This is a genomic window from Streptomyces sp. NPDC111516 (assembly GCF_055635345.1).
On the sequence record NZ_JBVKBV010000018.1, the window covers coordinates 78637 to 104584 of the forward strand.

21 protein-coding genes and 1 pseudogene are annotated in these 25948 nt (G+C 70.1%); 9 read left to right on the top strand and 13 right to left on the bottom strand.

The window, feature by feature from the left end; all coding sequences use genetic code 11:
• Positions 1-9: 9 nt before the first annotated feature.
• From ACZ7L9_RS27845 to ACZ7L9_RS27865, 5 genes are all read right to left on the bottom strand, one after another.
• Complete coding sequence (locus ACZ7L9_RS27845; RefSeq protein ID WP_471419340.1) at positions 10-1644, bottom strand: FAD-dependent oxidoreductase; 1635 nt, start codon at positions 1642-1644, stop codon at positions 10-12.
• Between the two features lie 14 nt (positions 1645-1658).
• Positions 1659-2831: a LacI family DNA-binding transcriptional regulator gene (locus tag ACZ7L9_RS27850; protein WP_471419342.1), complete on the bottom strand. Its 1173-nt coding sequence runs from the start codon at positions 2829-2831 to the stop codon at positions 1659-1661.
• A gap of 222 nt (positions 2832-3053) precedes the next feature.
• Complete coding sequence (locus tag ACZ7L9_RS27855; protein WP_471419344.1) at positions 3054-4124, bottom strand: LacI family DNA-binding transcriptional regulator; 1071 nt, start codon at positions 4122-4124, stop codon at positions 3054-3056.
• Positions 4125-4702: 578 nt separating this feature from the next.
• Positions 4703-5659, bottom strand: a complete 957-nt coding sequence (locus ACZ7L9_RS27860; protein WP_471419346.1) for a DUF6807 domain-containing protein — start codon at positions 5657-5659, stop codon at positions 4703-4705.
• 169 nt (positions 5660-5828) lie between these two features.
• Positions 5829-6794, bottom strand: coding sequence for an antibiotic biosynthesis monooxygenase (locus tag ACZ7L9_RS27865; RefSeq protein WP_471419348.1), 966 nt, complete (start codon positions 6792-6794; stop codon positions 5829-5831).
• A 75-nt stretch (positions 6795-6869) separates the two neighbouring features.
• On the opposite strand from ACZ7L9_RS27865, the gene ACZ7L9_RS27870 reads away from it, so the two are divergent.
• A complete protein-coding gene (locus tag ACZ7L9_RS27870) occupies positions 6870-7436 on the top strand; it encodes a nucleoside deaminase (protein ID WP_471419350.1) in 567 nt (188 codons plus the stop codon).
• A 143-nt stretch (positions 7437-7579) separates the two neighbouring features.
• Here ACZ7L9_RS27870 and ACZ7L9_RS27875 read toward each other — a convergent pair whose 3' ends face one another.
• Complete coding sequence (locus tag ACZ7L9_RS27875; protein WP_471419352.1) at positions 7580-7771, bottom strand: DUF6381 family protein; 192 nt, start codon at positions 7769-7771, stop codon at positions 7580-7582.
• Between the two features lie 132 nt (positions 7772-7903).
• On the opposite strand from ACZ7L9_RS27875, the gene ACZ7L9_RS27880 reads away from it, so the two are divergent.
• Both ACZ7L9_RS27880 and ACZ7L9_RS27885 read left to right on the top strand, forming a co-directional pair.
• Positions 7904-8599: a ribonuclease H family protein gene (locus ACZ7L9_RS27880; RefSeq protein ID WP_471419354.1), complete on the top strand. Its 696-nt coding sequence runs from the start codon at positions 7904-7906 to the stop codon at positions 8597-8599.
• 177 nt (positions 8600-8776) lie between these two features.
• On the top strand, positions 8777-9508 hold the full coding sequence (locus tag ACZ7L9_RS27885) for a CDP-alcohol phosphatidyltransferase family protein (protein ID WP_471419356.1): 732 nt from the start codon (positions 8777-8779) through the stop codon (positions 9506-9508).
• Here the strand turns inward: ACZ7L9_RS27885 and ACZ7L9_RS27890 are convergent.
• The gene (locus tag ACZ7L9_RS27890) at positions 9474-9923 is read right to left on the bottom strand and encodes an FAD synthase family protein (protein ID WP_471419358.1); all 450 of its coding nucleotides are present in this window, start codon (positions 9921-9923) and stop codon (positions 9474-9476) included. The genes ACZ7L9_RS27885 and ACZ7L9_RS27890 overlap by 35 nt on opposite strands.
• Positions 9924-10133: 210 nt before the next feature.
• On the opposite strand from ACZ7L9_RS27890, the gene ACZ7L9_RS27895 reads away from it, so the two are divergent.
• Genes ACZ7L9_RS27895 through ACZ7L9_RS27905 form a run of 3 tightly spaced genes read left to right on the top strand, consistent with a single transcriptional unit; the run spans position 10134 to position 14310 of the window.
• Entirely contained in the window at positions 10134-11399 is a 1266-nt protein-coding gene (locus tag ACZ7L9_RS27895; protein ID WP_471419360.1) for a glycosyltransferase, read from the top strand.
• On the top strand, positions 11396-13069 hold the full coding sequence (locus ACZ7L9_RS27900) for a P-loop NTPase family protein (RefSeq protein ID WP_471419362.1): 1674 nt from the start codon (positions 11396-11398) through the stop codon (positions 13067-13069). The genes ACZ7L9_RS27895 and ACZ7L9_RS27900 overlap by 4 nt, the downstream gene beginning before the upstream one ends.
• Positions 13066-14310: an MATE family efflux transporter gene (locus tag ACZ7L9_RS27905; RefSeq protein WP_471419364.1), complete on the top strand. Its 1245-nt coding sequence runs from the start codon at positions 13066-13068 to the stop codon at positions 14308-14310. Before ACZ7L9_RS27900 ends, ACZ7L9_RS27905 begins: the two co-directional genes overlap by 4 nt.
• Here the strand turns inward: ACZ7L9_RS27905 and ACZ7L9_RS27910 are convergent.
• Complete coding sequence (locus ACZ7L9_RS27910) at positions 14279-15793, bottom strand: hypothetical protein (RefSeq protein WP_471419366.1); 1515 nt, start codon at positions 15791-15793, stop codon at positions 14279-14281. The genes ACZ7L9_RS27905 and ACZ7L9_RS27910 overlap by 32 nt on opposite strands.
• Before the next feature lie 106 nt (positions 15794-15899).
• Here ACZ7L9_RS27910 and ACZ7L9_RS27915 point away from each other — a divergent pair, with 106 nt between their 5' ends.
• Positions 15900-17060, top strand: a complete 1161-nt coding sequence (locus tag ACZ7L9_RS27915; RefSeq protein ID WP_471419368.1) for a glycosyltransferase — start codon at positions 15900-15902, stop codon at positions 17058-17060.
• Between the two features lie 52 nt (positions 17061-17112).
• On the opposite strand, the gene ACZ7L9_RS27920 is transcribed toward ACZ7L9_RS27915, so the two are convergent.
• The 4 genes from ACZ7L9_RS27920 to gmd form a co-directional block, all read right to left on the bottom strand.
• The gene (locus tag ACZ7L9_RS27920; RefSeq protein WP_471419369.1) at positions 17113-17940 is read right to left on the bottom strand and encodes a glycosyltransferase family 2 protein; all 828 of its coding nucleotides are present in this window, start codon (positions 17938-17940) and stop codon (positions 17113-17115) included.
• A complete protein-coding gene (locus tag ACZ7L9_RS27925; protein WP_471419371.1) occupies positions 17937-18632 on the bottom strand; it encodes a hypothetical protein in 696 nt (231 codons plus the stop codon). The genes ACZ7L9_RS27920 and ACZ7L9_RS27925 overlap by 4 nt, the downstream gene beginning before the upstream one ends.
• On the bottom strand, positions 18629-20887 hold the full coding sequence (locus ACZ7L9_RS27930) for a LamG-like jellyroll fold domain-containing protein (protein ID WP_471419373.1): 2259 nt from the start codon (positions 20885-20887) through the stop codon (positions 18629-18631). The genes ACZ7L9_RS27925 and ACZ7L9_RS27930 overlap by 4 nt, the downstream gene beginning before the upstream one ends.
• 486 nt (positions 20888-21373) lie before the next feature.
• Positions 21374-22387 (bottom strand): GDP-mannose 4,6-dehydratase, encoded by a 1014-nt coding sequence (gene gmd / locus ACZ7L9_RS27935; RefSeq protein WP_471419375.1) that lies wholly within the window; start codon positions 22385-22387, stop codon positions 21374-21376.
• A 114-nt stretch (positions 22388-22501) separates the two neighbouring features.
• Here gmd and ACZ7L9_RS27940 point away from each other — a divergent pair, with 114 nt between their 5' ends.
• Positions 22502-23485 carry a GDP-L-fucose synthase family protein gene (locus tag ACZ7L9_RS27940; RefSeq protein ID WP_471419377.1) on the top strand — a complete coding sequence of 328 codons (984 nt, stop codon included), beginning with the start codon at positions 22502-22504 and terminating at the stop codon, positions 23483-23485.
• A 117-nt stretch (positions 23486-23602) separates the two neighbouring features.
• Here the strand turns inward: ACZ7L9_RS27940 and ACZ7L9_RS27945 are convergent, their stop codons facing one another.
• Complete coding sequence (locus tag ACZ7L9_RS27945; protein WP_471419378.1) at positions 23603-25138, bottom strand: exopolysaccharide biosynthesis polyprenyl glycosylphosphotransferase; 1536 nt, start codon at positions 25136-25138, stop codon at positions 23603-23605.
• A gap of 511 nt (positions 25139-25649) precedes the next feature.
• On the opposite strand from ACZ7L9_RS27945, the pseudogene ACZ7L9_RS27950 reads away from it, so the two are divergent.
• Positions 25650-25784, top strand: a pseudogene (locus tag ACZ7L9_RS27950) (FAD-binding protein); the annotation flags it as partial.
• Positions 25785-25948: the final 164 nt, after the last annotated feature.

Consider the following 25948-nt stretch of genomic DNA (forward strand, 5'->3'; position numbering starts at 1 on the left):
CAGCGGGTCTCAGAGGGTGGCGTAGAGCGCCCCGGCGCTGGTCACGGGACCGGTTCGGAGCCGGTCCGGCCAGTTGAGGGCGAGGCCGAGCGAACCGCTCAACCGGCTCTGGAAGGAAGCGAGCCGGTGCTCGGTCCCGCGGACCGCGCGCGGCGGCAGCCGGTGCTCCAGGCAGTACGACACCAGCGCGCCGACGGCCTCGCCGATGCTCCACTGGCCCGCGTGCCCGCCGAGCGCGGGCGCGCTGAGATGCGTCGCGCCGATGTTCCGACCGGCCGGGAGCAGGTTCTCCACCCGTACCGGCAGCAGTGCGCCCAGCGGCAGCTGGAACGGCAGGCACTCCAGATCCAGGCCGGCGCCGCCACCGGTCCCCGGGTGCAGGGTGATCCGGGAGCGCAGGGTGCCCACGCTGTCCGTGAAGATCTCGGCGCCCGGCGTCCCGGCCCGTGCGGCAGCGGTCAGATGGTGCTCCAGCAGGGTGAACTCGGCCCGGATGCGCCGGGATTCGCGTACATGCGGAGTCTTGGCGAACCCGTCGGCCGTGCCGGTCGCGTCGGGCCGCAGGCGAAGCTCGGGGTAGCCGTGGCCGCCGTCGTGCCGGGGCGCCCGCGTCTGCATCCAGTAGAGGAACGACAGCGCCTGTTCGCGGGCCTCCTGCTCGGCGCGGGCCCGTACCTCGTCCCCGCGTCCGGCGAGCGGCAGCCGCGTGTAGGCCGTCTGCTCCCAGTCGACGAGGGTGATGTCGCTGTCGAAGGTGCCGGGCAGGTACCGGCTCCGGGCGAGCGCCCGCAGTTGGTGCCAGCGGTCGTTGGGCGGCGCGGCCCAGGGCGGGACCTCGTCCGGCTCGTGCAGGAAGAGCGGCACGGCGCGGGCCGGGGCGCCGCCGGGTTCCCTGGTGTCCCAGGAGAAGGCGTCGGACCAACGGCCGTAGTCGGCCGGCCGGTCGACGGTGTGGTCCTCGCCGGGCCGGTGGTCCAGGGCGAGGACCCAGGAGATCGGCTGCTGGTCCAGCGGATCGGCAACGGCGGCCGCGTGCGGTTCGCCGGTCTCCTCGCGGGACTCGGCGCCGGTGACGTGCTCGACGCCCGCGAGGTCGAGCAGCTCGCCGAGGTCCGTCGCGTCGACGACGTACGGGGCGCTGACCGTCAGCAGCGCGCCGTCCGCGGCCTCCAGGGTGACCGCGGCCACCCGGTCCCCGTCCGCCTGGGCGGCCACCGGGCGGTGGCGGAGCAGCAGGGTGAGCCGGCCCGAGGCGAGATGCGGGGTGAGCAGCTCCTGGACGACGGCGAGCGCGGCGCGTGGCTCGTGGCTGAGATGGCCGGTGGTACTGAGGCCGGGGTCGAGCAGTGGGTCGGCGAACGGCTCCGGGCACAGCGGGTAGTTGCGCCGGTAGAAGTCACGTATCCGTTCGCGCAGATCGCGGTATCCGGGAGAGACGGGGTCAAGTTCGATGCGGTGACCGTCGGCGAGCGGGACCGCCTGAGCGGTGAACAGGCCACCGGGCCAGTCGGTCGCCTCGGTGAGTACGACGCGGTGTCCGAACCGGGCCGCGGTCAGCGCGGCGGCGAGACCACCGAGACCGGCACCGACCACCAGGACATCGGTCCCGAGTTCGCGGGTGCGGGGTGCGGGGGTGGCGAACACAGGAGTCTCCTCCCTCAGGGCCGGCGGGCGGCGACGGTACGGAGCCGGACCGGCACGGACTCGCGCGTCCTGATCCGGACGGGGAGCACGATCTGCTCGGCGCTGCGGTACGGGTCCTCGCCCGCCGCGCGCTCGGCGATCCGGGTGACCAGTTGCTCGACCGCTCGGCTGCCGATCTCCCGGGCGGGCAGCCGGGCGGCGAAGCTGGTGAGCGGCAGCAGATCGTAAGGGCCCACGTCGTCCATGCCGGCCAGCACGATCTCGTCGGGCACGGCGATGCCGAGCGACGCCAGATCGGAGGCGGCCGTGGCGACGGCGAAGCCATGCGCACACAACAGGGCGGTCGGTGGCTCGGGCGCGGCGAGGAGCTCGGCCAGCAGCTGTCTGCGCTCGCGCTCGGGCAGCGCCGTGTAGGAGCGCAGTGCGGTCAACTGGGGGAGCAGGGGCTGGTCATGGGCGCGCAGCGCCTGCTGGTGCCCGGTCATCCGATCGTGGACGCTGGTGCAGTGCGTCTCGCCCCAGATCGTCGCTATGCGCTCGTGGCCGTCGGCCAGCAGATGCTCGGTGAGGCGGTAGCCGACGTCGTAGTTGTCGGCGGTGACCGCGTCGATGGCGAGGTCGGGAAAATACCGGTCGACCAGGACCATGGGGAGGTGCAGGCGCCGGATCTCGTCCAGCACGTCGAGATCGGGCGCTCCCTGGACCGGGTAGAGGATGATGCCCTCGACCCGGTCCTCGACGGCCTGGCGCAGTGCCTGGTTCTGACGGGCCAGGGACGCGGTGTGGTCGGCGTGTCCCGTGTCCGTCATCTGGATCACGGAGTCGGAGAAGAACAGCCGCAGCCCCCGGTCCGAACAGCCGGACTCGATCCCGCGCAGCACCTCGGACTGGTACGGACCCTGGCCGTTGATGATGCAGGCGACCACTTCGGACCTGTGCGCCGGGGAAGGTTCCGCGGTCCGGTCCGAGGGATCGGCGACGAAGGTACCCAGGCCCCGGCGCCGTACCAACAGCCCTTCCGTGACAAGGTCGTTGAGTGCCCGGACGGCGGTGGTGGAGCTGACGCCGAAACGCTCGCGCAGCTGGTTCTGAGTGATGAACGGAGCGCCGGCCTCGTACTCGTCACGTGCCACTTCGGCCCGCAACTCGTCCTTGATTCGCTGGTACTTGGGCCCGGACGTACCCATCCAGCCACCAACCTCTCGGATTTGACGCGTCAATCAGCGTTGATCTCAGTGTGGTGGCGGTTGACGCATCATTTCAAGGGGGTTGCAGCGAAATGATCGGCAATTAGTGCGTCAAGTTGGTGGGTTGTCGCTTCAACGCGTCAATCCGGTGGCTCGGCGGGGTTCCCCGGCGGCCACGGGGCAGCGGCCCGGCCGGGAGGCGGGCGCCAGGCCGGTGTCTTCTCAGTCGGTCGCACGGGGCGGCGGCGCGGTGCTGGCCCGCACCACCAGACGCGACGGCACGGCGAGCGTGCGCGGCGAGGCCGTCGCGTCGCCGAGGGCCAGCAGCAGAGCCCGGCGGCCGATCTCTTCGAGCGGCAGTCGTACGGTGGTCAACGCGGGCGTGACGTCACAGGCCACCGGCAGGTCGTCGAAGCCGACGACGGAGACATCGGCGGGCACGCTCCGCCCGAGGTCGTCACGGAGTGCCGCGAGCGCCCCGAGCGCCATGGCGTCGTTGAGCGCGAAGAGTGCGGTGATCCGCGGCGAGCCGCGGAACAGCCGCACCGCCGCGGCCCGCCCGCCGTCCCGGGTGAAGTCGGCCTCGACGCGACGGTGTTCCTGCACGGAGATGCCCAGCTCGGCGGCCCGCTCCAGGAAGCCGTTCAGCCGGTCCTGGACGGAGACCAGCGTCAGTGGTCCGCAGATGATGCCGATCTCCGTGTGCCCCAGCAGGGCGAGGTGCTCGGCGACCGCCCGGCCCCCCTCGCGGTTTCCCGGCAGGATCGTGTCCACCGGAAGGTCCTGGTGCGCAACCGCGGTCACCCGGCCGCCCTGCGCCGCGAACGCCTCCAGCTCCTGGGTGAGCGCGGGGCTCCCGCCGGTGAAACCCGATCCGGCGAGGACGACGGCGCGGGCGCGCTGCGCGCGCAGCCGTGCCACGTACTCCGCCTGGAGCCCGGGTTCGTGGAAGGTGCCGGCCAGCATCACGAGGAGCTTGTGGTCGCGGGCGACCTCCATGACTCCGGCGGCGATCGCGGAGTAGTAGGCGTCGTTCACATCGTGCACGATCAGGCCGACGATGGACGTCGTGGACTGTACGAGCGCGCGGGCCGGCGCGTTGGAGACGTAGCGGAGCCGGGCGGCCGCCTCCAGGACGCGCTCCTGCAGCTCCTGGGTGACGTTGCGGTCGCTGTCGCTGAGGACGCGCGACGCCGTGGCGAGAGAGACCCCGGCGTCCTGCGCGACCTGCTGGAGCGTCACAGCGGACGACGGGCGGGGGCGGGCGGAACGTCGATTGACCTGGCTCTGCATAGGGCTACGATAGCTGCACTGAAAGCGTTTTCCCATTGCGCAGCAATAGGTTGTGGGCCCGCTGCGGGGCTCCCCCGAGGCCCTCGGCCGGTCACGCGCTCCATCGGCCCGGCGTGGTCGGCGGCATCGTGGCCGGACAGCGGTAGACGGCATCATCGCGGCAGGCGTACCGCCGCTCGGTCTCCGAAGTGAACCCGACGCCGAGTCCCGGTGCCCGCGGGGCGAGCAGGTGGCCCGTCTCGATTCGATACGGAACGGCTCGACCAGGAGCTCGGACCGCAGTGCGTATGCGGGCATCGGCCACTCGGCCGGCCGACCGCCGCAGAGCGGGGTACTCGTGCGTACGGGCAGCTGCCGAGGCGAGCTGCAGCCACCGCAGCCGGGGGCTTCGGCCACCCGGGCCTCCCTGGGATCGCCGAGCGCGATGTCGGCGTCGGCGAGGGCGTGGGCGTCCGCCGAGGAGGCGCTTCCCGGCTCGGCGAACCACACCGGCCCGGACCCGAGACCGCGCAGGCGGGCACGGCCGGAATCGTCGAGCGGCAGTTGCACGTACAGGCTGAGGCCGTCCGTGTGCGCGTTCACCACGGGTGCTCCGCCAGGTACTCGGCGATCCGCTCCCGGTCCCAGGCCCCGTCGGCCACGGTGACCCGGTAGCGGCGGGCCAGGGTGTCGCCCGGGGCGAGTTCCAGTTCGTCGTGGAAGGCGAAGGAGGGGGCGACGGCCGCGAAGGGCTCGTTGCGGACGAACCAGTGCGCCGGATGGGTGCCGCTCTCTCCGGTGTGATCGTTCTCCGGGGCGTGCTGGAAGATCAGCGTGGCGTGCCCGTCGGCGCCGTCGTGCTCACCGCTGTAGGCGAGCCAGGGTGCCTGCGTTCCCATCAACTCCGGACCCGATCCGTCCGGTCCGAGGATCTGCCCGCCCCGGAAGGCCCGCGGCCCGCGCCAGAAGAGACCCGTGTAGCCCGCCGCCTCCCGGCCGTGCGTCGTGGGGCTGCCGAAGCGCAGCGGCTCGGTACGCCGATTGGTGATCGTGCTCGACCAGGTCAGCGTCCAGCTGCCGCCGACGCTCATCGCGTCGGTGCCGGCATCGACGTGCTCCACGTCGTGGATCTCGATCCGCCGTTGCTCGTCCGCCCAGTGCGTGCCGTCGTGGTGGCGCCAGCTCAGCCGCTCCGCGACGACCGCGCGTCCGGCATCCGCCGCCACCTCGTCGAAGCCGATGTGTGCCATCGATCCGACGCGTTCGGGCAGCGGCTGGTAGCCCTGACCGTGCACATAGGTATTGCCTCCCCACAGGTTCTGCCCGGAGAGATGGGAGGCCGTCATCTGGAGGCCCTTGTGCCAGCGGTGATCGTTGGGCCGGTAGTCGCTGACAACGTTATCGGACAGTGTGCGCAGAGGATGGACGTACGGTTTCGGGGCCTCCCAGGCCGCTTCCGGGCGGTATACGTAGCTGATCAGATCGATGCTGTCCCGCTCCTGGGTGACCGTGATCCGGTCTCCGTGGGCGTGCGTGATGTGCAGTGGGCTGCTCATGTCCCAAGTCTCCCCTGGTACGACTGGAAAGCGCTTACCGCAGCTCTCGCCGCGCCGGACGAGCTCCCCTTCGATCCCTCTGGCCAGTTCTCTGTCGCGCATCACGGAACTCCCGGACTTGCATGGTCTGCCGCCGCGGCTGAAGCTGAAGACGCCGGTGGGAGTATCCCTAACTCGTGGTCAGGCCGAAGACGGTGATGATCACAAGGCAGCACACCACGACGACCGCGGCGCCCGCCACATGGACGGCGACGGATCGCGCCCGGCCGGGCAGCAGCCAGAAGGCGAGCCCCCGGGTGACCAGTGGCATCAGCAACCAGGTCAGCACACTGACACTCAGTACGTTGCTGATGAACAGAGCGATATACCCCGGCACACTCAGGCGGTTGAGCCAGTCACCGACCGTCAGGTTCAGGATCATCACCGTGGGATACAGGGCCAGCACCACGGACATGGCCTGTTTCCAGTTGGGCGGAACATCTTCTGCCGTGCCCGCGCCGAAGCGGAACCAGCCGCCGAACGCCGAGCCGATCTTGTGCACGTCGTAGGCACGGAAGTAGTCGCGTCCTTCCGCCAGAAGCTGCTCCCGAGCCTGGGAGGCGAGCCATTCTTCGAGGTGTTCGCGTGTGTCGAAGCGGAAGGCAACCACCCAACGGTCCTGGACTCCCTTCACCGGCTTGAACAGCTCCGACCCCATGAAGCCCGGATGCCTCTCCTGCTCCCTGAGGACCTTGTCCTGCCAGTTCATGAATTCCCGCTCGCGCCCCGGCTGCACATCATGCGCGACGACCGCGGTGACGACATCCTCGGTCGGTGTGCCGCCGGTAAGCACTTCTTGCGTAGGGGGTCCGTCGAACAGTGGGCTGCCCTCGTCGAGGAGTTGCCGACGCGCGTTGGAGTCCAGCCACTCTGTCAGCTGATCGACACGGGAGAAACGGAATACCACGACCCACTCGTTCTCCTCACCGGAGGCCGGCGGGTACGACTCCGTTCCCTGGAACCCGTCAAAGCCTCGCACGACCTCGTTGGTCTTCTCCTGCCAGCGCTTGTATTCGTCATTCCGTCCCGCCCGGACTTTCTGGGAGATCACGACCGTTGCGCTACCGCCGGGGTCACGGCTTGCACGGGTACTCATGCGGAGTAGTCTAGTTCCAAAGGGAGTTATCGGACAAATGGGGGAAAATTACCGCGGCGGGCGGAGGTTCTCGAGATGGGACACAAGGAGTTCATGGCCGAAGCGGTCCGACTGGCCACCGAGTCCGTCGAAAACGGCTGGGGCGGGCCGTTCGGTGCGGTGATCACCAACGACGGCGAGATCATCGCACGGGGGCAGAATCGTGTCCTTCTCACGGCCGACCCGACCGCGCACGGTGAGGTGGAAGCCATCCGCAAGGCCGTTCAGCTGTTCAATCCGGAGGCACCCAGTATTTCCGAGGGGTATCAGGACGCGTACACCCTGAAGCTGGTGCCTCGACCCGAGGGTTCCCCCGACGTCGTGCCCGAGCGTGCTCGCATGCTGCAGGGGTGCACGATCTACACCAGTGGCGCTCCCTGCCCGATGTGCATGAGCGCCATCTACTGGTCCCGGATCGATACCGTCTACTACAGCTGCGACTGGAAGGCGACTCGGGAGATCGGCTTCGACGACGTGTTCCAGTACGAAGACTTCGCGAAACCGCCGGACCGGCGGAGCATCACTCTCGAACAGCTCCACCCCGAGCTGGGGGCCGCATCCTACGAGGCATGGGTGAACAAGGAGAACAGGCACCCGTACTGAGAAGCGGTTCGGAACGAGAACCCGATCACTGCATCGTGGTTGTCCGGGGGCGAGGACCGGGTGGCCGACGTCCTGCCGCTCGCTCGAGGAGAGCGGCAGGACGTCGGCCGTTCGCGTGAGACAGGTGCTACGCGGGGCAGGTACTACTTGGGCGGACGCATGTTCCCGGTGCCCATGTTGCCCTGCTGCTCGATCTGCTCCTGCAGCTTCCGTGCCTTCTCCTGGAGCCGCTGGCGCTGCTCAGGGTCGGTGGTGCGCTCTGCGGCCTCGTTCATCTGCCGGGCCTTGTCGCGCAGCTGCTGCGCACGGTCACCGGATTCACGTGCAACGCTCATCATCGCTCCTTGTGCGGTTGGGAAGAGCGGGCTCCATCAGAGAACCAGCGCCGCCGGTTCACCGCACCTTGGATCATCACTCAGCGTCACCGTGTGCCGAGAGGGTGGTACGGCGCTGGCATGATCGGGGGCATGAACGAGAGCATCATCGCCGCGTGTGACGGGGCATCGAAGGGCAATCCGGGGCCTGCGGCCTGGGCGTGGGTCGTGGCCGATGCGCAGGGGCGACCGGAGCGCTGGGCAGCGGGGCCGCTGGGGACCGCCACCAACAACGTCGCCGAACTCACGGCACTGAGCGAGCTGTTGGAGTCCACGGACCCGTCCGTGGCGATCGAGGTGCGGATGGATTCGCAGTACGCGATGAACGCCGTGACGAAGTGGCTGCCGGGGTGGAAGCGCAACGGCTGGAAGACCTCGGCCGGCAAGCCCGTGGCCAACCGCGACCTGGTGGCCGGGATCGATGCCCTGCTGACCGGCCGGACCGTGAACTTCGTCTACGTCCCCGCCCACCAGGTGGACGGGGACCCGCTCAACGCCCTCGCCGACCAGGCGGCCAGCGAGGCAGCGGTAGCGCAGCGGCCGGCCGGCACCGCGCACGGTTCGCAGCTGCCGAAACCCGCTCCCGCCCGGGCGACGGAGGGGCGGAGCAAGGGTGCGGCTCCGACGAAGAAGGCGAGGAGCGCGGCACGCCCCGCACGCTCCGGCGGAACGATCCGGGCGCGGTTCGCCGGTCGCTGCCACTGCGGAAAGCCGTATGCGGCCCAGGAGATGATCGCCAAGAACCCGAACGGCTGGGGCCACCCGGAGTGCCGCACCGCGTCCGCCTGAGGCGCGGCTCCGTCGGGCCCCCACACCCGGTGCGGGCCCGACGGGTGCGGATCGTCCGCCGGAGCACGCGATGTGGCCACGCGGAACACGGCCCGCGTGCCATGATGCGGCTCCGACGGCGGTGTCCGCGGCGCACCGCCGACGCCGCCGGGGCAACAGGGACACGCTGGGGGGCGTATGGAAAGCACGGGCACGGTTCTGCGTGAGTTGCGCGGTGCGCAGAAGACGGCCAAGGGGGTGTCGCTGTACTCGCGGTACGTGAATCGTCCGGTTGGGCGGGTGTTCGCGGCAGGCGCGTATCGTCTCGGGCTGACGCCCAATCAAGTGACTTTGCTCAGCGCGGCATTCACCTTCGCGGCGCTTGCCTCGGTGGCACTCGTCCGGCCGTCCTGGGGGCTCGCGGTCACGGTGTACGCCGGTCTCGCCGTCGGCTTCGCCCTCGATTCGGCCGACGGTCAGCTGGCCAGGCTGACCGGCCGGGGAGGCCCGGACGGCGAGTGGCTGGACCATGTCGTGGACTGCGCCAAGATGATCCTCGTACACACCGCTGTGCTGATCTCGTTCCAGCGGTTCTCCGTTCTGCCGTCCGACGGCTGGCTGCTCCTGCCGCTGGGCTTCCTGTTCACCGCCGTGCTGACCTTCTGCGCGGGGCTGTTGCGCGAACAGCTGGGGAGGGCGGCCGCGCGGCCCGCCCCGGCGGACGGCGCCCCGGCCCCGGTGTCCCGGGGGCGGGCCGTGGCACTGCTGCCCGCCGACTACGGAGTGTTCTGCCTGGTGTTCCTGCTGCTCGGCGACGGGACCGTGTTCCGCATCGGCTATGCCGCGCTCGCCGTCGTGCACGCGCTGTTCCTCGTGGCGTTCCTCGTCAAGTGGTTCAGGGAGCTGAAAGCGCTCCGGGCTGCGGACTGACGAGGGAGTCCAGTGCCCGGCGCAGCTGGGTGCTGGACGTGTGCACGGTGTACGGGAAGTAGACCACCTCGACGCCGACCTCGGCGAAGTCGCGCTCCAGCCGCCGGCCCTTCTCCGTGTCCCGCCAGTCGTCCCCCTTGAAGATGACGTCGAACCTGACCTGCTGCCAGGTGTCGACCTTGTCGGGCACCGTCTCGACGAACGCGGCATCCACATAGCGGACGCTGCGCACGATCTCCAGCCGCTCCGGCAGCGGAATCACCGGCTTGTGGCCCTTGGCGAGCGCGGCCATCTCGTCCGAGACGACTCCCGCGACGAGGTAGTCGCACTGACTGCGGGCATGCCGCAGGATGTTCAGGTGCCCGATGTGGAACAGGTCGTAGACCCCCGGCGCGTAGCCGACCCTGTGCACCATCCGTTCTCTCCCCCCACGGTGAACGTGATGTCCGTGTCCCGCAGCAGTTTGTCCGGACATGGCATCCGGTGGAGCGGGATATCGGTATCGGTGTTGATGGTGCAACGACCTTACTGTGAAGACCACTTGCGCATCTCGTGAACGGATAAGCTCACTTTTGGGGCTGTTCCTTGGGGGAACACAGATGTTCCGGGGGGAAGGCGAGCGTCCATGTCCGATGCCGACCGTCACACACCGTTCGAGGGCCGTACGCTGCTGGTCGTCTCGACGAACTACGCGCCGGAGCTGACGGGCATCGGTCCGTACGCCGCGCAGCTCGCCGAGCACTGGGCCGCGTCCGGGGCCGAGACCCACGTACTGACCGGCATGCCGCACTATCCGTCCTGGCGGACCGAAGCCGGGTACCGGGGTGTGTGGCGGGTCACCGAGCACCGGGCCGGGGTCACCGTCCACCGGCGAAGACACTATGTGCCGACCCGGCAGAGCGCCTTGCGCAGAGCCGCGTTCGAGGCGACGGTGCTGGGGCACGGACTGCTGTCGCCGCCCCTTCCGCGCCCGCCGGACGCGGTGGTCTCCCAGATGCCCAGCCTCGCGGGCGGCGTCATAGGGGCCCGGCTGGCCCGCCGCCGGCACGTCCCGTACATACCGGTCGTGCAGGATCTGATGGGCGCCGCTGCCGCGCAGAGCGGTATCCGGGGCGGTGGCCGGGCAGCGGCCGTCGCCTCGGCGGCCGAACGTTACGCGCTGCGCGGCGCCGCTCTCGTCGGCGTCATCCACGAGACGTTCGTCCCGCGCGTCACCGCGTACGGCGTGGACCCGGGACGCATCCGTCTGGTCCCCAACTGGTCACATGCACAGGCGCCTTCGGCCGACCGCGCCCGGACCCGCGCGAAACTCGGCTGGAGCGAGGGCGCCCCCGTGGTCCTGCACTCCGGGAACATGGGGCTCAAACAGGGCCTGGAAGTCCTCGTCGACGCGGCCCGGCTGGCACCGGGGATCCGCTTCGTGCTGATGGGGGACGGGAACCAGCGTGCGGCACTGCTGGGGCGCGCGGCGGGCCTGCGCAACCTCGATTTCCTGCCACCGGCCGCTTCCGAGGAGTTCACCGACATCCTCGCCGCCGCCGATGTGCTCGCGGTGACCCAGCGGGCGTCCGTGCTCGACATGAGCGTCCCGTCCAAACTCACCTCGTACTTCGTCTCGGGCCGCCCCGTCGTCGCCTCGGTCGCCGACGGGGGCGGCACCGCCCAGGAGATCCACCGGTCCGGCGCCGGGATCCTCGTCGCACCGGAGGACCCCGCCGCGCTGCTGTCCGCCGTACGCAAGCTCGTCGAGGCACCGGTCGAGGCGGACCGGCTCGGCGCCAACGGACCACGGTACGTCGCACGACACCTGAGCCGGGAGGCGGGCCTTGCCCGCTTCGACGCACTGCTCACCGAGGTCCTCGCGGACGCACAAGGGAGACGACGCCGATGACCCAGCCGATCCGCGCCCTGGAGGACCAGGACGAACCCGCGCTGCTGAGAGACCAGTTCCGCCAGCTCCTGCGCTACCGCGCACTGCTCGCCTCCGGTGTGGTCCTCGGACTGCTCGGCGGCGGCTGGCTCGCCCTCAGCGGCGAGGAGAGCTACACGTCGACGGGCGAGGTCGTCGTACGTTCCGCCGCCTCCGACCCCTTCGCCGCAGGCGCCTCCGCCGACAAGGGCATCAACATCGGCTCCGAGCGGCAGACCGCCGTCAGCGACACCGTCGGCACCCTGGCCGTCGGGTCCCTGGCCAGGCACGGCGACCGGGTGGAGGTCGGGACCCTGTTGTCCGGCCTCCAGGTCACCAACCCGCCCAACACCCTCGTGCTCCGCTTCTCGTACACCGGCCGCACCCCCGCCCTCGCGAGGGCGCGGGCCCAGGCGCTCGCCGATGCCTATCTGGAGATCCGCCGACAGCGCACCGAGGACAGCATCGCCAACATGGTCGACGGCTACCGCGCCCAGTTGAAGCCGCTCACCGAACAGCGCGACCAACTCGCGGAGCAGGCCGGCGGGAGCAACGACGTGACCAGCGCGCGCGCCAACCTCGTCGTGTCGATCTCCGAACTGAGCAGGAAGATCTCCGAGTTGCGCGCCCTGGACACGACCCCCGGCTATCTCACGAAGAAGCCCGTCGCGCCCACCGAGCCCACCGGTGCGGGACTTCCCCTGCTGCTGGGACTCGGCGGCGTCGTCGGCCTCGCGCTCGGGCTGCTGCTGTCCTGGGTACGGCTCGTCTTCGACCCGGCCGTGCGCTCCACCCGGGAGCTGGTCCGCTCGCTCGGCGCCCCGCTGCTCGGCACCCTGCCCAGGGAGCGGGCAGCGGCGGGCGCACTGCTCGCCATCGGGCGGAGCGGGAGCCGGCTCGCCGAGGAGTACCGGGCGGTCGCCTTCCGGCTCGCCTACGATCCGTCGTTCGCTCAGCGCCGCAGACTTCTGGTCACGTCCCCGCGCGGGGCCGGCGACGCGCCGTCCGCCGCCGCCGTCAACCTGGCCGCGGCCTTCGCCGAGATGGGGCGGGACGTACTCCTGATGGAGGCCGATCTGCGTACCCCGTCCCTGGCCAGGGCCCTCGGTCCGGCCGTGCAGGGCGCCCGGCCGCGCTGGGCGACGGAGGGCGAACGGGCCTGGCCGTCGGACGGCCGGATGAACGTGGACGTCCCCGGAGCGGGCGCCTTCACCCTGATAGCGGGCCGGCGCACGGACAACGTGCCGCGGGCCCTGACCTCCGCGCCCGTCGGACGGATCGTCGCCGAGGGCGACCGGCCGGGCGCCGTCGTCATCGTGCTGGCCCCGCCCGTGCTGTCGTACGCCGACGCCGTCGCGCTGATCGACCGGGTGGAGGGTGTCGTGGTGGTCTGCGACCCCCGCGAGGTGCACCGCAGCGACCTGGAACGAATCCGCGAGATCATCGGAGCAGCCGGCGGCACCGTGCTCGGCGCCCTGCTGCACCCCGGCCGGAACCGCCACGAGCGCCGGGCCCGCAAGCAGGCCGGCAAGCGCCGCGCGGGCGGTGACCGGCCCGGCGGGGCCGAAGCGGGCCACGGCCCCGAGCGCACCGGTGACCCCGCCGAGACCCTCGGCCTGCGCACCTTCGACCCCACCGCGGGACACAGATGAAGGCGCGGACCGCGATCCTCTGCTCGGTCGCGGACCAGGGCGTCGCGGCGCTCACCAACATCCTGGTACTGGTGGCCGCCGCCCGGCTCTCCACTGTGGCCGACTTCGCCCGCTTTTCGGCGGTCTATCTCGTTTTTACGGTGCTGCTGGGCGTCTTTGGCGCCTACATTGGGCAGCCGCTCGTCCTGCGGCGCGGCGAGAGCGACGAGGTGGGCGGCGCGTGCCGGTCCGCGGTCACCTTCACCCTGCTCGCCTCGGCCGTGCTCGGCGCCCTGCTCGCCGCCGTCTGTCTGCCGCTGCCGGGTGCCACCGCGCGTGCCCTGATGATGCTGGGACCGGTCCTGCCGGTGGTTCTGGGGCAGGACACCATGCGGTACGCCTTCTCCACCCTGCACCTGCCGCACCTGGCACTGGCGGGTGACGTGCTCAGACTGGCCTGTGTGCTGGGCGCGTTGGCCATGGAGCCCCACCTTGCCCCGGCCGCCCGGCTCGTCACCGTCTGGGGACTGTCCGCGCTGCCGGCCCTGCTGCTGTCGGCCGCCCTGCTGCACCGCAGAGTGGCCGGAACACCGCTGCGGCTCACGGTCCTGCTGCGGCGAGGGCATCTGGGGCGGCGCTTCGTGGTGGAGTTCGGCGTGGGCAACGCCACCAGTCAGCTCTCCGTACTAGGACTCGGTACGGTCGGCAACCCGCTGGTGGTCGGCGCCCTGCGGGGCGCGACCACCCTCTTCGGACCGCTGAACGTGCTGTTCACGTCGGCCACCGGCTTCGGCCCGCCCCTGCTCGGACGGCTCTCCTCCGAACGACGCAGGGTACGTGCCACGGCGACGCTCGCCGCCGTCCTGGCCGCCACGGCCGCCGCCTGGGCCACCGCACTCGCCCTGCTGCCCGACGGGATCGGCCGCCATCTGCTCGGCGACACCTGGCCCGCGGCGTCCGCCCTGCTCCCCGCGACCGGCAGCCAGTACGCGGCGATGGCCGTCGGCACCTGCGGACTGCTGGCCCTCCGGATGCTCGACCCCCGTACCACGCTCTCCATCCAGGTGGTCTACTCGCTCGCCGCCGTCGCCTTCCTGACCGGCGGCTATGTGCTCGGCGGGGTATCGGGCGCGGCCTGGGGCCTGTGCCTGGGATCCGTCTGCAAGGCGGTGGCCACCTGGGCCCGGGTGGCCCGGCTGTGCCGCCGCACCGCGCAAGACCAGGCGCCCGTCAGCGCGGGCGCCATCCGTTCCGGCTCCTGAAACTGGTGACCAGCAGCAGACACAGGGCCGCGATCGCCAGCTTCCCGACGGACTGCAGCAACGGCCCGCGCAACAGAATGAAGCTGTACCCGGCGATCAAAGGCGCGGCAATGGCCAGAACGCTGCCGGGGCCCGGGCCGTCCCGGGAGACCGCGCGCGCGTAACGCCGGTCGGTGCGCGCCGCGGCGTACCCGATCAGCGCGAACGCGCCGACCATGCCCGGAGCGCCGAAGTCGACCCAGAGCTCGGTCCACAGCGGTGCCGACAGGTTGGTCATGTTCATCCCCATCCACTGGCCGACGCGCACCCCCGTGTCCTCCGGCTTGCCGCTCCACACCGACCGGGGCACGAAGAAGAGGGCGGAGGCTGTCAGTTGACGCCCATAGGTGTGGCCCCGGGTATCGACCCAGGCGATGGTGTTGGCGAACATCACCGCCTGGTCGTAGTCCTTGGTGGTCAGCGGCTCGAAGACCGACGACGACTCCATCGGCCGGTACCCGGCGCTGTCGTAGCGGAACCGGTCCGCATACGGGAACAGCACCAGAGCCCCGACCACCCCCATCGCCAGCACCGACCGGTACATTGCCGCACTGCTCGGGAAAGCGGTGAACAGAAGCGAGACCAGCACCGTCAGGAACCAGTAACGGGCATTGGAAATCGGATTGTTGACGATCACGTTGAGGATCAGCAGCGCACACCAGACGAGAACCGTCGAGGGGGATCGCCGGGCCCTGCCCGAGGTCACCAGCCGGCGTGTGCAGAAGAGCAGCGCCAGCAGCGCGGGTACCGTACCGAACCCCTTGAGGAACGCCGATCCCACGTTGGACTGGGCCGACGTCACCCCGCTGACCGCGACCGAGGCGCTGATCTCCTGCCGGCTGGTGAAGAAGATGGCGGGCCCGCCGAGCTTCACGATGTAATAGCCGCTCGCCGCGAAGGCCAGCACCATCAACAGCCGGAGCCGCACCCGGTGCGCTGTTGCCGGACCGCTCCCGGACCGCGCGGTGGCCCGGCGGCGCAGCGGTCGCCGGGACGCCAGGAGCGCCCCGAGGTCGAACGCCGCACACCCCACCAGGACCAGCGCGATGGCGGTCACCAGATCCGACCGCGGCCCGACCATCGGTGTCGGGGTCTGCCCGATGACCACCTGCGCGAACGGCGCCACCCCCATCGCGATGTACACGAACATCCAGAAGACGCCCTGCAGCAGGCGGCGCCGCGTGGACAGGATCATCGTCGCGAGCCGGGCACCCGCATAGCAGGTCAGCGCGAGTTGCAGCCAGTACGCGGTGTCCCGGACGCCGGTGCCCGGCTGCGCGGCGATCACCGCGGGCAGGAAGCAGACCAGGCCGAGGATGAGAGGCACGGCGAGGGCGCGCGACAGCATGGCCCACGCCAGGGGCTTCGCCGACGGCTGGACCGGGCCTTGCGGGCCGTGCTCCGGTACGGGGGCGGACGGCGCCGCCTCGTGCACGGACGTCATCTGCCCCCCCGTTCCGTGGATCTGTGAACACTCTAACGAATCAACCCACTTGGGGGGTTTGGATGACTATTCTGTAAAAGACCGGCCGAGACCGAGGGGGACTCTGGTGAAGATCCTGCACGTCGTCACACTGCACACCCCGGACCACGCGTTCGGCGGCCCGACAAGGGTGGCGCTCAACCTGTCGAGGGTCCAGCGGGCCGACGGCGACGACGCCCGCATCATGGCGCTGGGCGACGGCTTCGAGGGGCGGCTGCCGCGCGAGGTCGAGGGAGTCCCGGTCCATCTCTTCCGGGCCCGTCATCTGCTCCCCATGTTCGAGGTCAGCGGAATCACCTCCGGCGCGCTCCTGCTCGCCGCCCGGCGCATGATGCGCGGCGCCGATCTCGTCCATGTCCATCTGATGCGCGACCTGGTGACGCTCCCTGCCGCGCTGCTCGCGCTGGCCTCCCGCACACCGCTGGTCGTCCAGACCCACGGCATGGTGGACCCGACCGAGAAGCGGGTCGCCCAGCTGACCGATCTGCTGGGTGTACGCAAGGTGCTGCGCGAAGCCGACGCCGTGCTGCATCTGACCGAGAGGGAACGCCTCGATGTGAACGCCGTTGCCGCCCCGGTGCCGTTGACCCGCACCGTACGGCTGGTCAACGGCGTACGGCCGCAGGAGCCGAAGCCCGCCCGCGAGCCGGGGCGGCCGCCGACGGTCCTCTTCCTGGGCCGGATCCAGGAGCGCAAGCGTCCGCAGGACTTCGTCGCCGCGATGCCGACGGTCCTGGCCGAGCACCCGGACGCCCGGTTCGTGCTCGCCGGCCCCGACACCGGAGCGTTGCCGGAGACTCTCGAACTCGCCCGCGAACTGGGAGTGTCGGGCTCCCTCGACCACTTGGGTCCGCTCGGCCACGAAGAGGTTCTGGCTGCGGGGCGGCAGGCGGATGTGTACGTACTCCCGTCGATCGAGGAACCCCTGGCCGTCTCGGTCCTCGAAGCGATGTCCGTCGGCACCCCCGTGGTCATCACCGGCACCAGTGGCCTCGGCCCCGATGTTGCGAAGGCCGGGGCGGGCAGGGTGATCGACAGCAGGGTCGGCGAGGACGGGAAGAACGCGGCCAAGGTCGCCGGGGCGATTCTGGAACTCCTGGAGTCCGAGGCCAACGCCCGTGCCGGGAAGGCCGCGTGGAACCTGGTCAATGAGCACTTCACCATCGATGTCGTGACCCGGACCCTCCGGCGGACCTACGAGGACGTGGTCCGCCGGAAGGGCCGTTGAGACCGGCCGGCAAATGGGAGGCGGGCGTCCCCCAATTGCCGGCCGGTCCGGGTCAAACGGTTTTCCCCTCACGGGACTTGAGCGCGATCTGCCAACGGTAGAAGCTCATTGCCAGCGCGAAGTCGAAGCCCGCCCGCCCGTCCAGGAAACCCCGCCGGTACACATACATGTACGCGAACGACACCAGGGGCTTGAAGGGTGCTTTGTGGAACAGCCGGCCCTGGCGTGATTTCACCTTCCGCACCTGCTCCTTGACCTCGGGATGCTGCTCCAGCCAGGCCTCCCAGTCCGAATAGCGGTTGTGCCGCTCGAACCAGGCGGCGACCGGATCGAGGTCCTGGTGCTCGATCGGGTTGCGGAGCGAGCCGGCCGACTCGGCGACCGGCTGGTAGTGGCCCTCGACCTCGCCGATGCCCGGCGCTTCGAGATCCCCGACCTCCGGATATCTGCAACGCGTACGGTCGGTGAGCGACCGCTTGCGGATGGTGTAGCCGTGCCGCAGCCGCTTCCCGGAGAACCAGTACCCGAGCGGTATGTCGTACGCGGCCGGCTTCGGCGCGCCGGGATCGGCGAAGAGCTGCCGCAGTTCGGCCAGCAGACCGGGGCTGAGCCGCTCGTCGCCGTCGAGCAGCAGAATCCAGTCCAGGTCCGTGCGGACATGGTCCAGGCACCACTGCTTCTTGCGCGGATGGCCGCCGTCCCAGGTGTAGTCGATCACCTCGGCCCCGCACTCCTCGGCGATCTTCGCCGTGTCGTCCGTACTGTTGGAGTCCACGACGACGACCGCCTCGAAGTGGCCGAGCACCGAATTCACCGCCTCGGCGATGTTCAGCCCCTCGTTCTTCGTGGGGATCGCCACGGCTATCGGCAGCTTGCTCATCCGTGCTCTCCTTCGGGCAGCCAGGCGTAGCAGCCTGTGGAGGTGAAGACGCGGGCCGTCTCCGGCACGGTGATCTCGGCCCTCTTTCCGGAGGCGGCGGAGCCCGACACCAGGTTCTTGCCGTTCGCCCCGGTGATCTGCCAGGTGCAGTTCCTGGTGGGAGTCACGTCGTGGTACCGGCCCGGCCGGATCTGCTCGTCCTTGTACGTGCCGTCCGCGTACCCCTGCGAGGCCTCCCGCACCAGCTCCTTGTGCTGGGTGCAGAGGTGCTCGACGGCGGGCTGCGCATCCGCGATCTCGCCCGTCACGATCGCGCCGACCGCCGTGTCCCGGTCGACCTTGACGAGGTACGTGAGCTTGTCGCAAGTCTCCTGACCGGTCTGGAGCACGGCCGCCGGGTCCATGCCCTTGGGCACGCGGTCGACCAGGTACTCCTTCTGCTTCTTGTTGAAGGAGCCGGTGGCCGGGGTGAGTTCATCGGTGGGTGGTTTCGGTGGCTCGCTCGTCCGCGGAGCCGAAGGGCCGCCGGACGCGACGGCTCCGGGACCGGAGGAAGGGGCCGTGACAGGGGCCTGGGTGGCGGCCGGCCCTTCATTGCCCGCCGCCTTGTGCCCGCCGGAGGACGAGCCGCAGGCGGCCAGCGCCGCCGTCAGTACGACGACGGCGGCGCCGGCCGGGAACGGATACCTCATCCGCCGGTCCTCAGGGCGTAGTGGGCACTTACCTGCGAGCTGCTGAGCGCGGTCGGGTAGACGGCGGTCTCGTCGATCTGCCCGGCGAAGAAGTTGCTCGTCGGCTGGTTGGGCCAGTTGTTCAGGTTGTCCCCGCCGACCCGCCAGTAGCCGCTGTAGTTCTCATTGCCCGTGTACAGGGTGTTCGAGGCGCGCAGCTGCCCGTCCACGTACAGCGCCATGCCGCCGGTGCCCTGCGTGGCGACGACATGGTGCCAGGCGCCGTCGTTGTAGGCGGCGGGCGTTGTGATGGCCTTGGTTCCGCCGCTGTAGACCCCGAAGTTCAGCCGCCCGTCATTGCGCATGTACACATGCTTGTCGTACTGGTTGCTGTTCTGCATGGTCACGTTGCCGAAGCCGATGATCTTTCCTCCCTTGGTGGTGGTCGTCTTGATCCATGTCTCCACCGAGAACCTGGTGGGCTGGGCATGACGCTTGTTGCTGTACGCGTACTGGTTCGATCCGTTGAAGCCGATCGCGGTCGAGCCGCCCGCGACAGCGGCCGGAGTCTGCCGGTACGCCGGGGAGTTGCGCAGGAATCCGTTGTCCAGCCCGCTGCCGGTGTCTGCGGCGAAGGTCGACGTGCCTTCGTCGTACCGCCAGTACAACGAAGCACCGTCGGCCAGCACCCTGGCGGGGTACTTCTCGGCCGTCGACGCCACGGTGGCGGACAGGGCGGGCGACTTGGCGCTGGTGTTGGTGCCGTCGCTCGCGCTGATCCGGTACGAGTGGGTCTCACCCGCCACCACGTCCGTATCGGTCCACCTCAACTGTGGGCGGTCCCAGAACAGCGAGTACCCCGTCGTGGTGTACACCGGGGTGCTCGCGCCGTCCTTGTAGATCCGGTACGTGAGCTCGCCGTCGTCGGCGTCGAAGCTCGTCTGCCAGTTGACCTCCACCTTGCCCGGGGCGACGGTGGACAGACTGACGTTCGGTACCCAGGGCGCCCCGGTGTCGGGGCCGTCGGCGAACCGGGTGAGGCCCTGCTGCGCGGAGCCGTTGACGGTGGTGAACTCGCCGCCCACCCACAGATAGTGATGGCCGCCCTTGTCGGTCTGCGCCATCACTCGCGGTCCGACCGGCTCCCCGATGCCGTCGTTGGTGTCCGGGAACCAGGGGAGCAGCTTCGGGTTGTCGACGGACTGGGCCAGCAGATGCCTGCGCGGCTGGTCCGGGAACTCGCCCATGCTGGCACAGTCGTGTGCGTGACTCCCGCTGTACAGAACGCCGTTGTGTACGAGAACGGCCTGGGTGGCGCCCAGGCAGGTGTCCCGCCAGCGCTGTTCGAAATTGCTGAGGTTCAGTGCGATCCGGCCGTCGAAGACGCCGCCCCCGGTGCCCTCGTTGGCGGTGTAGAAGCCGGTGGCGTCGGTGGTGATGTCCTGCACCGTGGACGTGTTCGGGATGAAGCCCGCCGGATAGCTCTTGGTCACGGCCCCGGTCGTGGCGTCCACCACGGCCAGCGCGTGCGAGGTCGTGCCGTTGACGGTGAAGAAATTTCCGCCGATCAGCACGTGCTTGCCGTCGGGCGTCAGCTCCACGGCCCGGCCGATCTCGTCCGCGTTGGCCGTCCACGGCTTCAGTGCGGCGCCGGTGGTGACCGCGGCGAACTTGTTCCGGGTCTGTCCCGCCACCGTGTTGAAGTCACCGCCCAGGTAGACGGTGTCGGCGGTGACGGCCAGGGCTCGTACGGTCGCGGAGACGGAGACCTTGAAGTCCTGGCGCGGGGTGCAGGTCGCGGTGTCGATCGCGGCGACATTGCTCACCCCGACCCCGCTCACCGCTCCGAACTGCCCGCCGACGTACAGGGTCTTCTGGTCGGGCGAGAGCGCCAGGGCCCGTACGGTCGCCGTCCCCGACGAGAGCGTGAAGGACAGACTGCAGCCGGTCGGCGCACCGGTCGCCGCGTCGAACGCGGCGAAGTTCACCGCCGGCTGTTCGGAGGTTCCGGCGGCCGCGCCCGGCGGCCGGACGGTGGAGAAGGTCCCGCCGGTGTACACGACACCGGCGTCCGACGCCGCCATCGACCAGACGATGCCGTTGGTCTGCCAGGTGGTGAGATCGTCCGCGGTCAGCGAGACCGGTGGGGTGAGGGCCGCGGCCGGGGAGCCCCCGGACACGGCGGCGGTCAGTGTTCCGGCGAGCAGGCAGAGCGCACCGGCCGTAGCCCATGCCCTCCTGCGTCCGGTGGGTCTGCGCCCCGTACTTCCGTTCATCAGTCAGCTCCGAAGGTGAGAACGAGCTGCGGCCCTGAGAGAAGCTCACACAATGGGCGCCCGGCTCGCGACGCCTGGCACGCACCCTCGCTGCGTTGCCGAAACGCCCTGGTAGTTCCTTCCCCAAGCTCTTGAAGAGCAGGGGAGGCCCCATCCCAGGACCTTCCAGCGCCTTGCGATCGCACGCACCAGACGCCGCGAGCTGATCGGACTCCCATCCTGTGAGCTCCTCTGAGACCGCGGTTTCTGCCTCGTCCGGCCGGCGGCGGAGACGGTCCTGTCCGCTGCCGGTCGGGGCGAGTGGGTGGTCCGGGCCGGGGGCCCGGACCGGTGCGGACACGCTCGGGTCCACCGGGCAGCCGGTGGAAGCGGAGATCGCGCCCGGGTCGGTCCCCGGCGGGGCCGCCAGCAGCGGCAGCCGGGTGCTGTGGGTGACCGCCGGACCGGCCGGTGTGCCGGTCCGGCCGACGAACAGGTACGGATGTCTCACCGGTCCACCCGCACGGCCGCTCCGGCGAGTTGGTCGGAGAGCTGGCGGATGTCCGCCTCGACCATGATCCTGGCGAGCTCCTGCGATTTCACCGCCGGTTTCCAGCCGAGCAGTTCCTCGGCCTTGGCGGCGTCACCGATCAGCGCGTCGACCTCGCTGGGACGCTCGTACTTGGCGTCGTAGCGGACGTGCTCCCGCCAGTCCAGGCCCGCGTGGGCGAAGGCGTACTCCAGGAACTGCCGGACGCTGACGCCCTCGCCGGTGGCCACCACATAGTCGTCCGGGCTGTCACGCTGCAGCATCCGCCACATCGCGTCGACGTACTCGGGTGCGTACCCCCAGTCGCGCACGGCGTCGAGATTGCCCAGATGGAGATGGGTCTGCAGACCCGCCTTGATCCTGGCCACCCCACGCGTGATCTTCCGGGTCACGAAGGTCTCACCGCGGCGCGGGGACTCATGGTTGAAGAGAATCCCGTTCACCGCGAACATCCCGTACGCCTCACGGTAGTTGACGGTCGCCCAGTACGAATACACCTTGGCGACGCTGTACGGGCTCCGCGGATGGAACGGCGTCTTCTCGTTCTGCGGCGGCGGCGTCGCGCCGAACATCTCCGACGACGACGCCTGATAGATCCGGGTGTCGATACCGCTCGCGCGGACGGCCTCCAGCAGCCGGATGGTGCCGAGACCGGTGATGTCACCGGTGTACAGCGGGGCGTCGAACGAGACGCGGACGTGCGACTGCGCACCCAGGTTGTAGACCTCGTCCGGCCGGATGTCGCGCAGCAGATTCACCAGAGCGACCCCATCGGCGAGGTCGGCGTGATGCAGGACGAACGAACGGTCGTCCTCCTCCGGTCCCTGGTAGATGTGGTCGATCCGCTCGGTGTTGAAGCTCGACGAGCGGCGTATCAGTCCATGGACCGTGTACCCCTTGTCGAGCAGCAGCTCGGACAGGTACGAACCGTCCTGTCCGGTCACGCCGGTGATGAGCGCGGTCTTCGCCACGACTACCCCCTCTGTGTTCGCCTGAAAGGCTGTTGGTTCACACCGGAATTTCGGAATTGAGCGATCTGTGGCAAAACATCACCGCGGTCCGCGGCTGCTGGCACAATCCCAGCCATGACGACTGATCTCCCCGGCCCTCCCCAGGAATCCGTCCGCCCCCTCCTACGACCCGGTGCCCGCATATTCGTCGCGGGCCACCGCGGCCTGGTCGGCTCGGCGGTCGTACGCCGTCTCACCGCCGCCGGACACGAGGTGATCACCCGCGATCGCGACCACCTCGATCTGCGCGACGCCGCGCTGACCGAGGCATTCCTTCGCGAGGCCCGTCCGGACGCCGTGGTGCTGGCCGCCGCCAAGGTCGGCGGAATCATGGCCAACAACACGTATCCGGTGCAGTTCCTGGAGGACAATCTGCGCATCCAGCTGAGCGTCGTCGCCGGAGCGCACTCCGCCGGGGTCGAGCGGCTGCTCTTCCTCGGCTCCTCCTGCATCTACCCCAGGAACGCCCCGCAGCCGATCCCCGAAAGCGCCCTGCTCACCGGTCCGTTGGAGCCGACCAACGAGGCGTACGCACTGGCCAAGATCGCCGGGATCGTGCAGATCCGGTCCTACCGCCGGCAGTACGGCGCCGCGTACATCAGCGCCATGCCCACCAACCTCTACGGTCCGGGCGACAACTTCGACCTGGAGACCTCGCACGTACTGCCCGCGCTGATCCGCCGCTTCCACGAGGCGCGGCGGTGCGGCTCGCCCGCGGTCACGCTCTGGGGCTCCGGCAGCCCGCGTCGCGAGTTCCTGCACGTCGACGATCTGGCCGACGCGTGCCTCCTGCTGCTGGAGCGCTACGACGGCGACGAGCCCGTCAACATCGGCTGTGGCCAAGACCTGACGATCCGCGAACTCGCCGAAACTGTCAGGGATGTGACGCGATATCAGGGCTCCATCGCGTGGGACACGTCGAAGCCCGACGGCACCCCGCGCAAGCTGCTCGACGTCTCCCGGCTCACCGCCCTCGGCTTCGCACCGCGCATACCGCTGCGCGACGGGATCGCCCGTACGTACGCGTGGTGGCTGGAGCGGCGGACCGCACAGCTCTGAGCGGAGCCGACCGATCCACCGGCACGGGCCGGCCGCCGCAACGCGACGGCCGCCCGTCCCACCGACCTCGAACGGCCGGTTGCTGTCCCGCACTCTTCGCATCGACGGCCGCCGCTCTCAGTACGCCCCGCGGCCGTCGGTGACGGCGCGCAGCGTACGGGCCATGAGTCCCATGTCCGTGGCCACCGACCAGTTGTCGACGTACCACAGGTCGAGCGAGACGGTCTCCTGCCAGGACAGGTCCGAACGCCCGCTGACCTGCCACAGGCCGGTCAGTCCCGGCCTGACGGCGAGCCGCCTCAGCTCCCGCTCGTCGTAGCGGGACACCTCCTCCGGCAGTGGAGGCCGTGGACCGACCAGCGACATGTCGCCCCGGAGCACATTGAGCAGTTGCGGCAGCTCGTCCAGAGACGTCCTGCGCAGCAGACGGCCGATTCCGGTCACCCGGGGGTCGCGGCGCATCTTGAACATCGGGCCGTCGTTCTCGTTCGCCTTGATCAACTGCTGCTTGTGGCTCTCGGCGTCCACCACCATCGTCCGGAACTTCCACATCGTGAACGGCCGGTTGTGCCGCCCGTGGCGGATCTGGCGGTGGAGCGCCGGCCCGTCGGAGCCGAGCCGCACCGCCGCCCCGATCAGGGCCAGCAGGGGTGCCAGGGCCAGCAGACCGAGTGCGGCGCCGATGCGGTCCACCGCGGCCTTCAGGACCACCTGCGGTCCCCGGCGCAGCGGCGGTGCGACGTGCAGCAGGGTCAGCCCGGCGGCGACGGCCGGCCGTATCCGGCCGGCCGCGATGCCCGAGAGTTCCGACAGCACGGAGAGTGGAAGCCCTCCGTCGTGCAGTCCCCAGGAGAGCCGGCGCAGCCGCTCCTCGGAGAGCTGCGGCCCGGGTACCACCAGAGCCAGGTCGGCGTCATGGGCGAAGGCGCCGCCCAGCACCGTCGACGCGTCGTCGTCGGCCGGTGCCGGTGCGAGCCGGCCCGGCACCTGGACCTCGCACTCCAGCGGCGCGGTCCCCACCGGTATGGCGGCCACGACCCGGTACGGGTGATCCGCACGGGAACCCAGCAGCCGCACCGCCCGTTCCACTCTCGGAGCCTCGCCCACCACCAGCACCCGCCGGACCGTCCGCTGCCGCCGCAACCGCCGTACCCACCACGCGGTCAGGCTCGCGGGCAGACCGGGCAGCAGTGCCACGACCGCGGTGGCGGGATCGACCGCGTCACCGGTCATGGTCCGCAGCACGGCGAGTACGCCGATGAGCAGCAGCCAGTCGCCGGCCGTGGTCAGCACCCCCGGCGGATCGCCCGGAGACCGGCCCGCGTACCGGCCGCGCGCGGCCCGTACACCCGACCACGCGAGCGCGGCCACCGCCGCGGCGACCTCGGCCCGCGGCTGCCCGCCCGCCCACAGGACGAGCCATGCCGGAATTCCCAGGCCGAGCAGTTCGGCGCCGATGATGACCGGCAGGCGCCGGCCCGTCCGTCTCTTGGCCGCAGCCGGTCCCGAACGTTCGCGCTCTTCGGTCGGCGCCCTCCACGGATCGTCAAGTACTTTGCCACGAGGCCGATTTGAAGCAGTCCGTGGACGCGGCGCTCCCGCCAGTCCCACGGGTCCTGATCTGTCCGAATCGGGTAGCTCGACATGCCCCATGAACCCCCCAGTCACAGTTGCATCGCCACAAACGGGACGCATCCGCCGATCCCATGGACTGACGGATGCGCCCGCGCTCGGTGCACGATATCCACACACGTGCCCTTTCGCTGGAGTTCCAGTGAAGTTCAGACATGCGCACTGACTCTGAACTCGTCCCGTTCCGCGCCGGATCGCTTGGTCTGTGGGTGACTGTTCGCATTTGGAGGGTGCCGGAATCGGATGGTGTGCGGACATGTAGGTCACCAGTTGCATGGTTTCACCAACAGGCTCGTCCGGGAGGATGCACCGTCGGGATCAGGACACCCGGCCGGTCACGAGAGCGGGGACGTGCGGTGACTCCCGTAGAGAAGAACCGGGCCGGAAACATCACCTTCGGAGCACGGCAGCCGAGCACCCGCGCTCCGAGGCCGAGCTGCGGAAATCGGTGTCCGCCGCGACCGAGGTGCACGCGCTCGGCACCCGGCATCCCTTCAACACCGAGGCCGACACCCGGGGTTAGCTGGTGTCCGTGGCGGGGCTGCCCCGCAGGATCGAGATCGACCGCCAGGCCGGGGCCGTCACCGTCGCCGCGGGGGCGCGTTTCGGGGAGTTCGCCGACGTACTGCACGAGAACGGGTACGCCCTGCACAGCCTGGGTTCGCTGCCGCACATCTCGGTCGCCGGCGCCTGCGCCACCGGAACGCACGGCTCCGGACGCGGTAACAGTTCCATAGCGGGCGCCCCCCCGGACACTGGAGATGGTCACGGCCGACGGCCGGACCGTGTCACCGGGGCGCGGCGACGCGGATCTTCCGCAGCCGTGGCCCG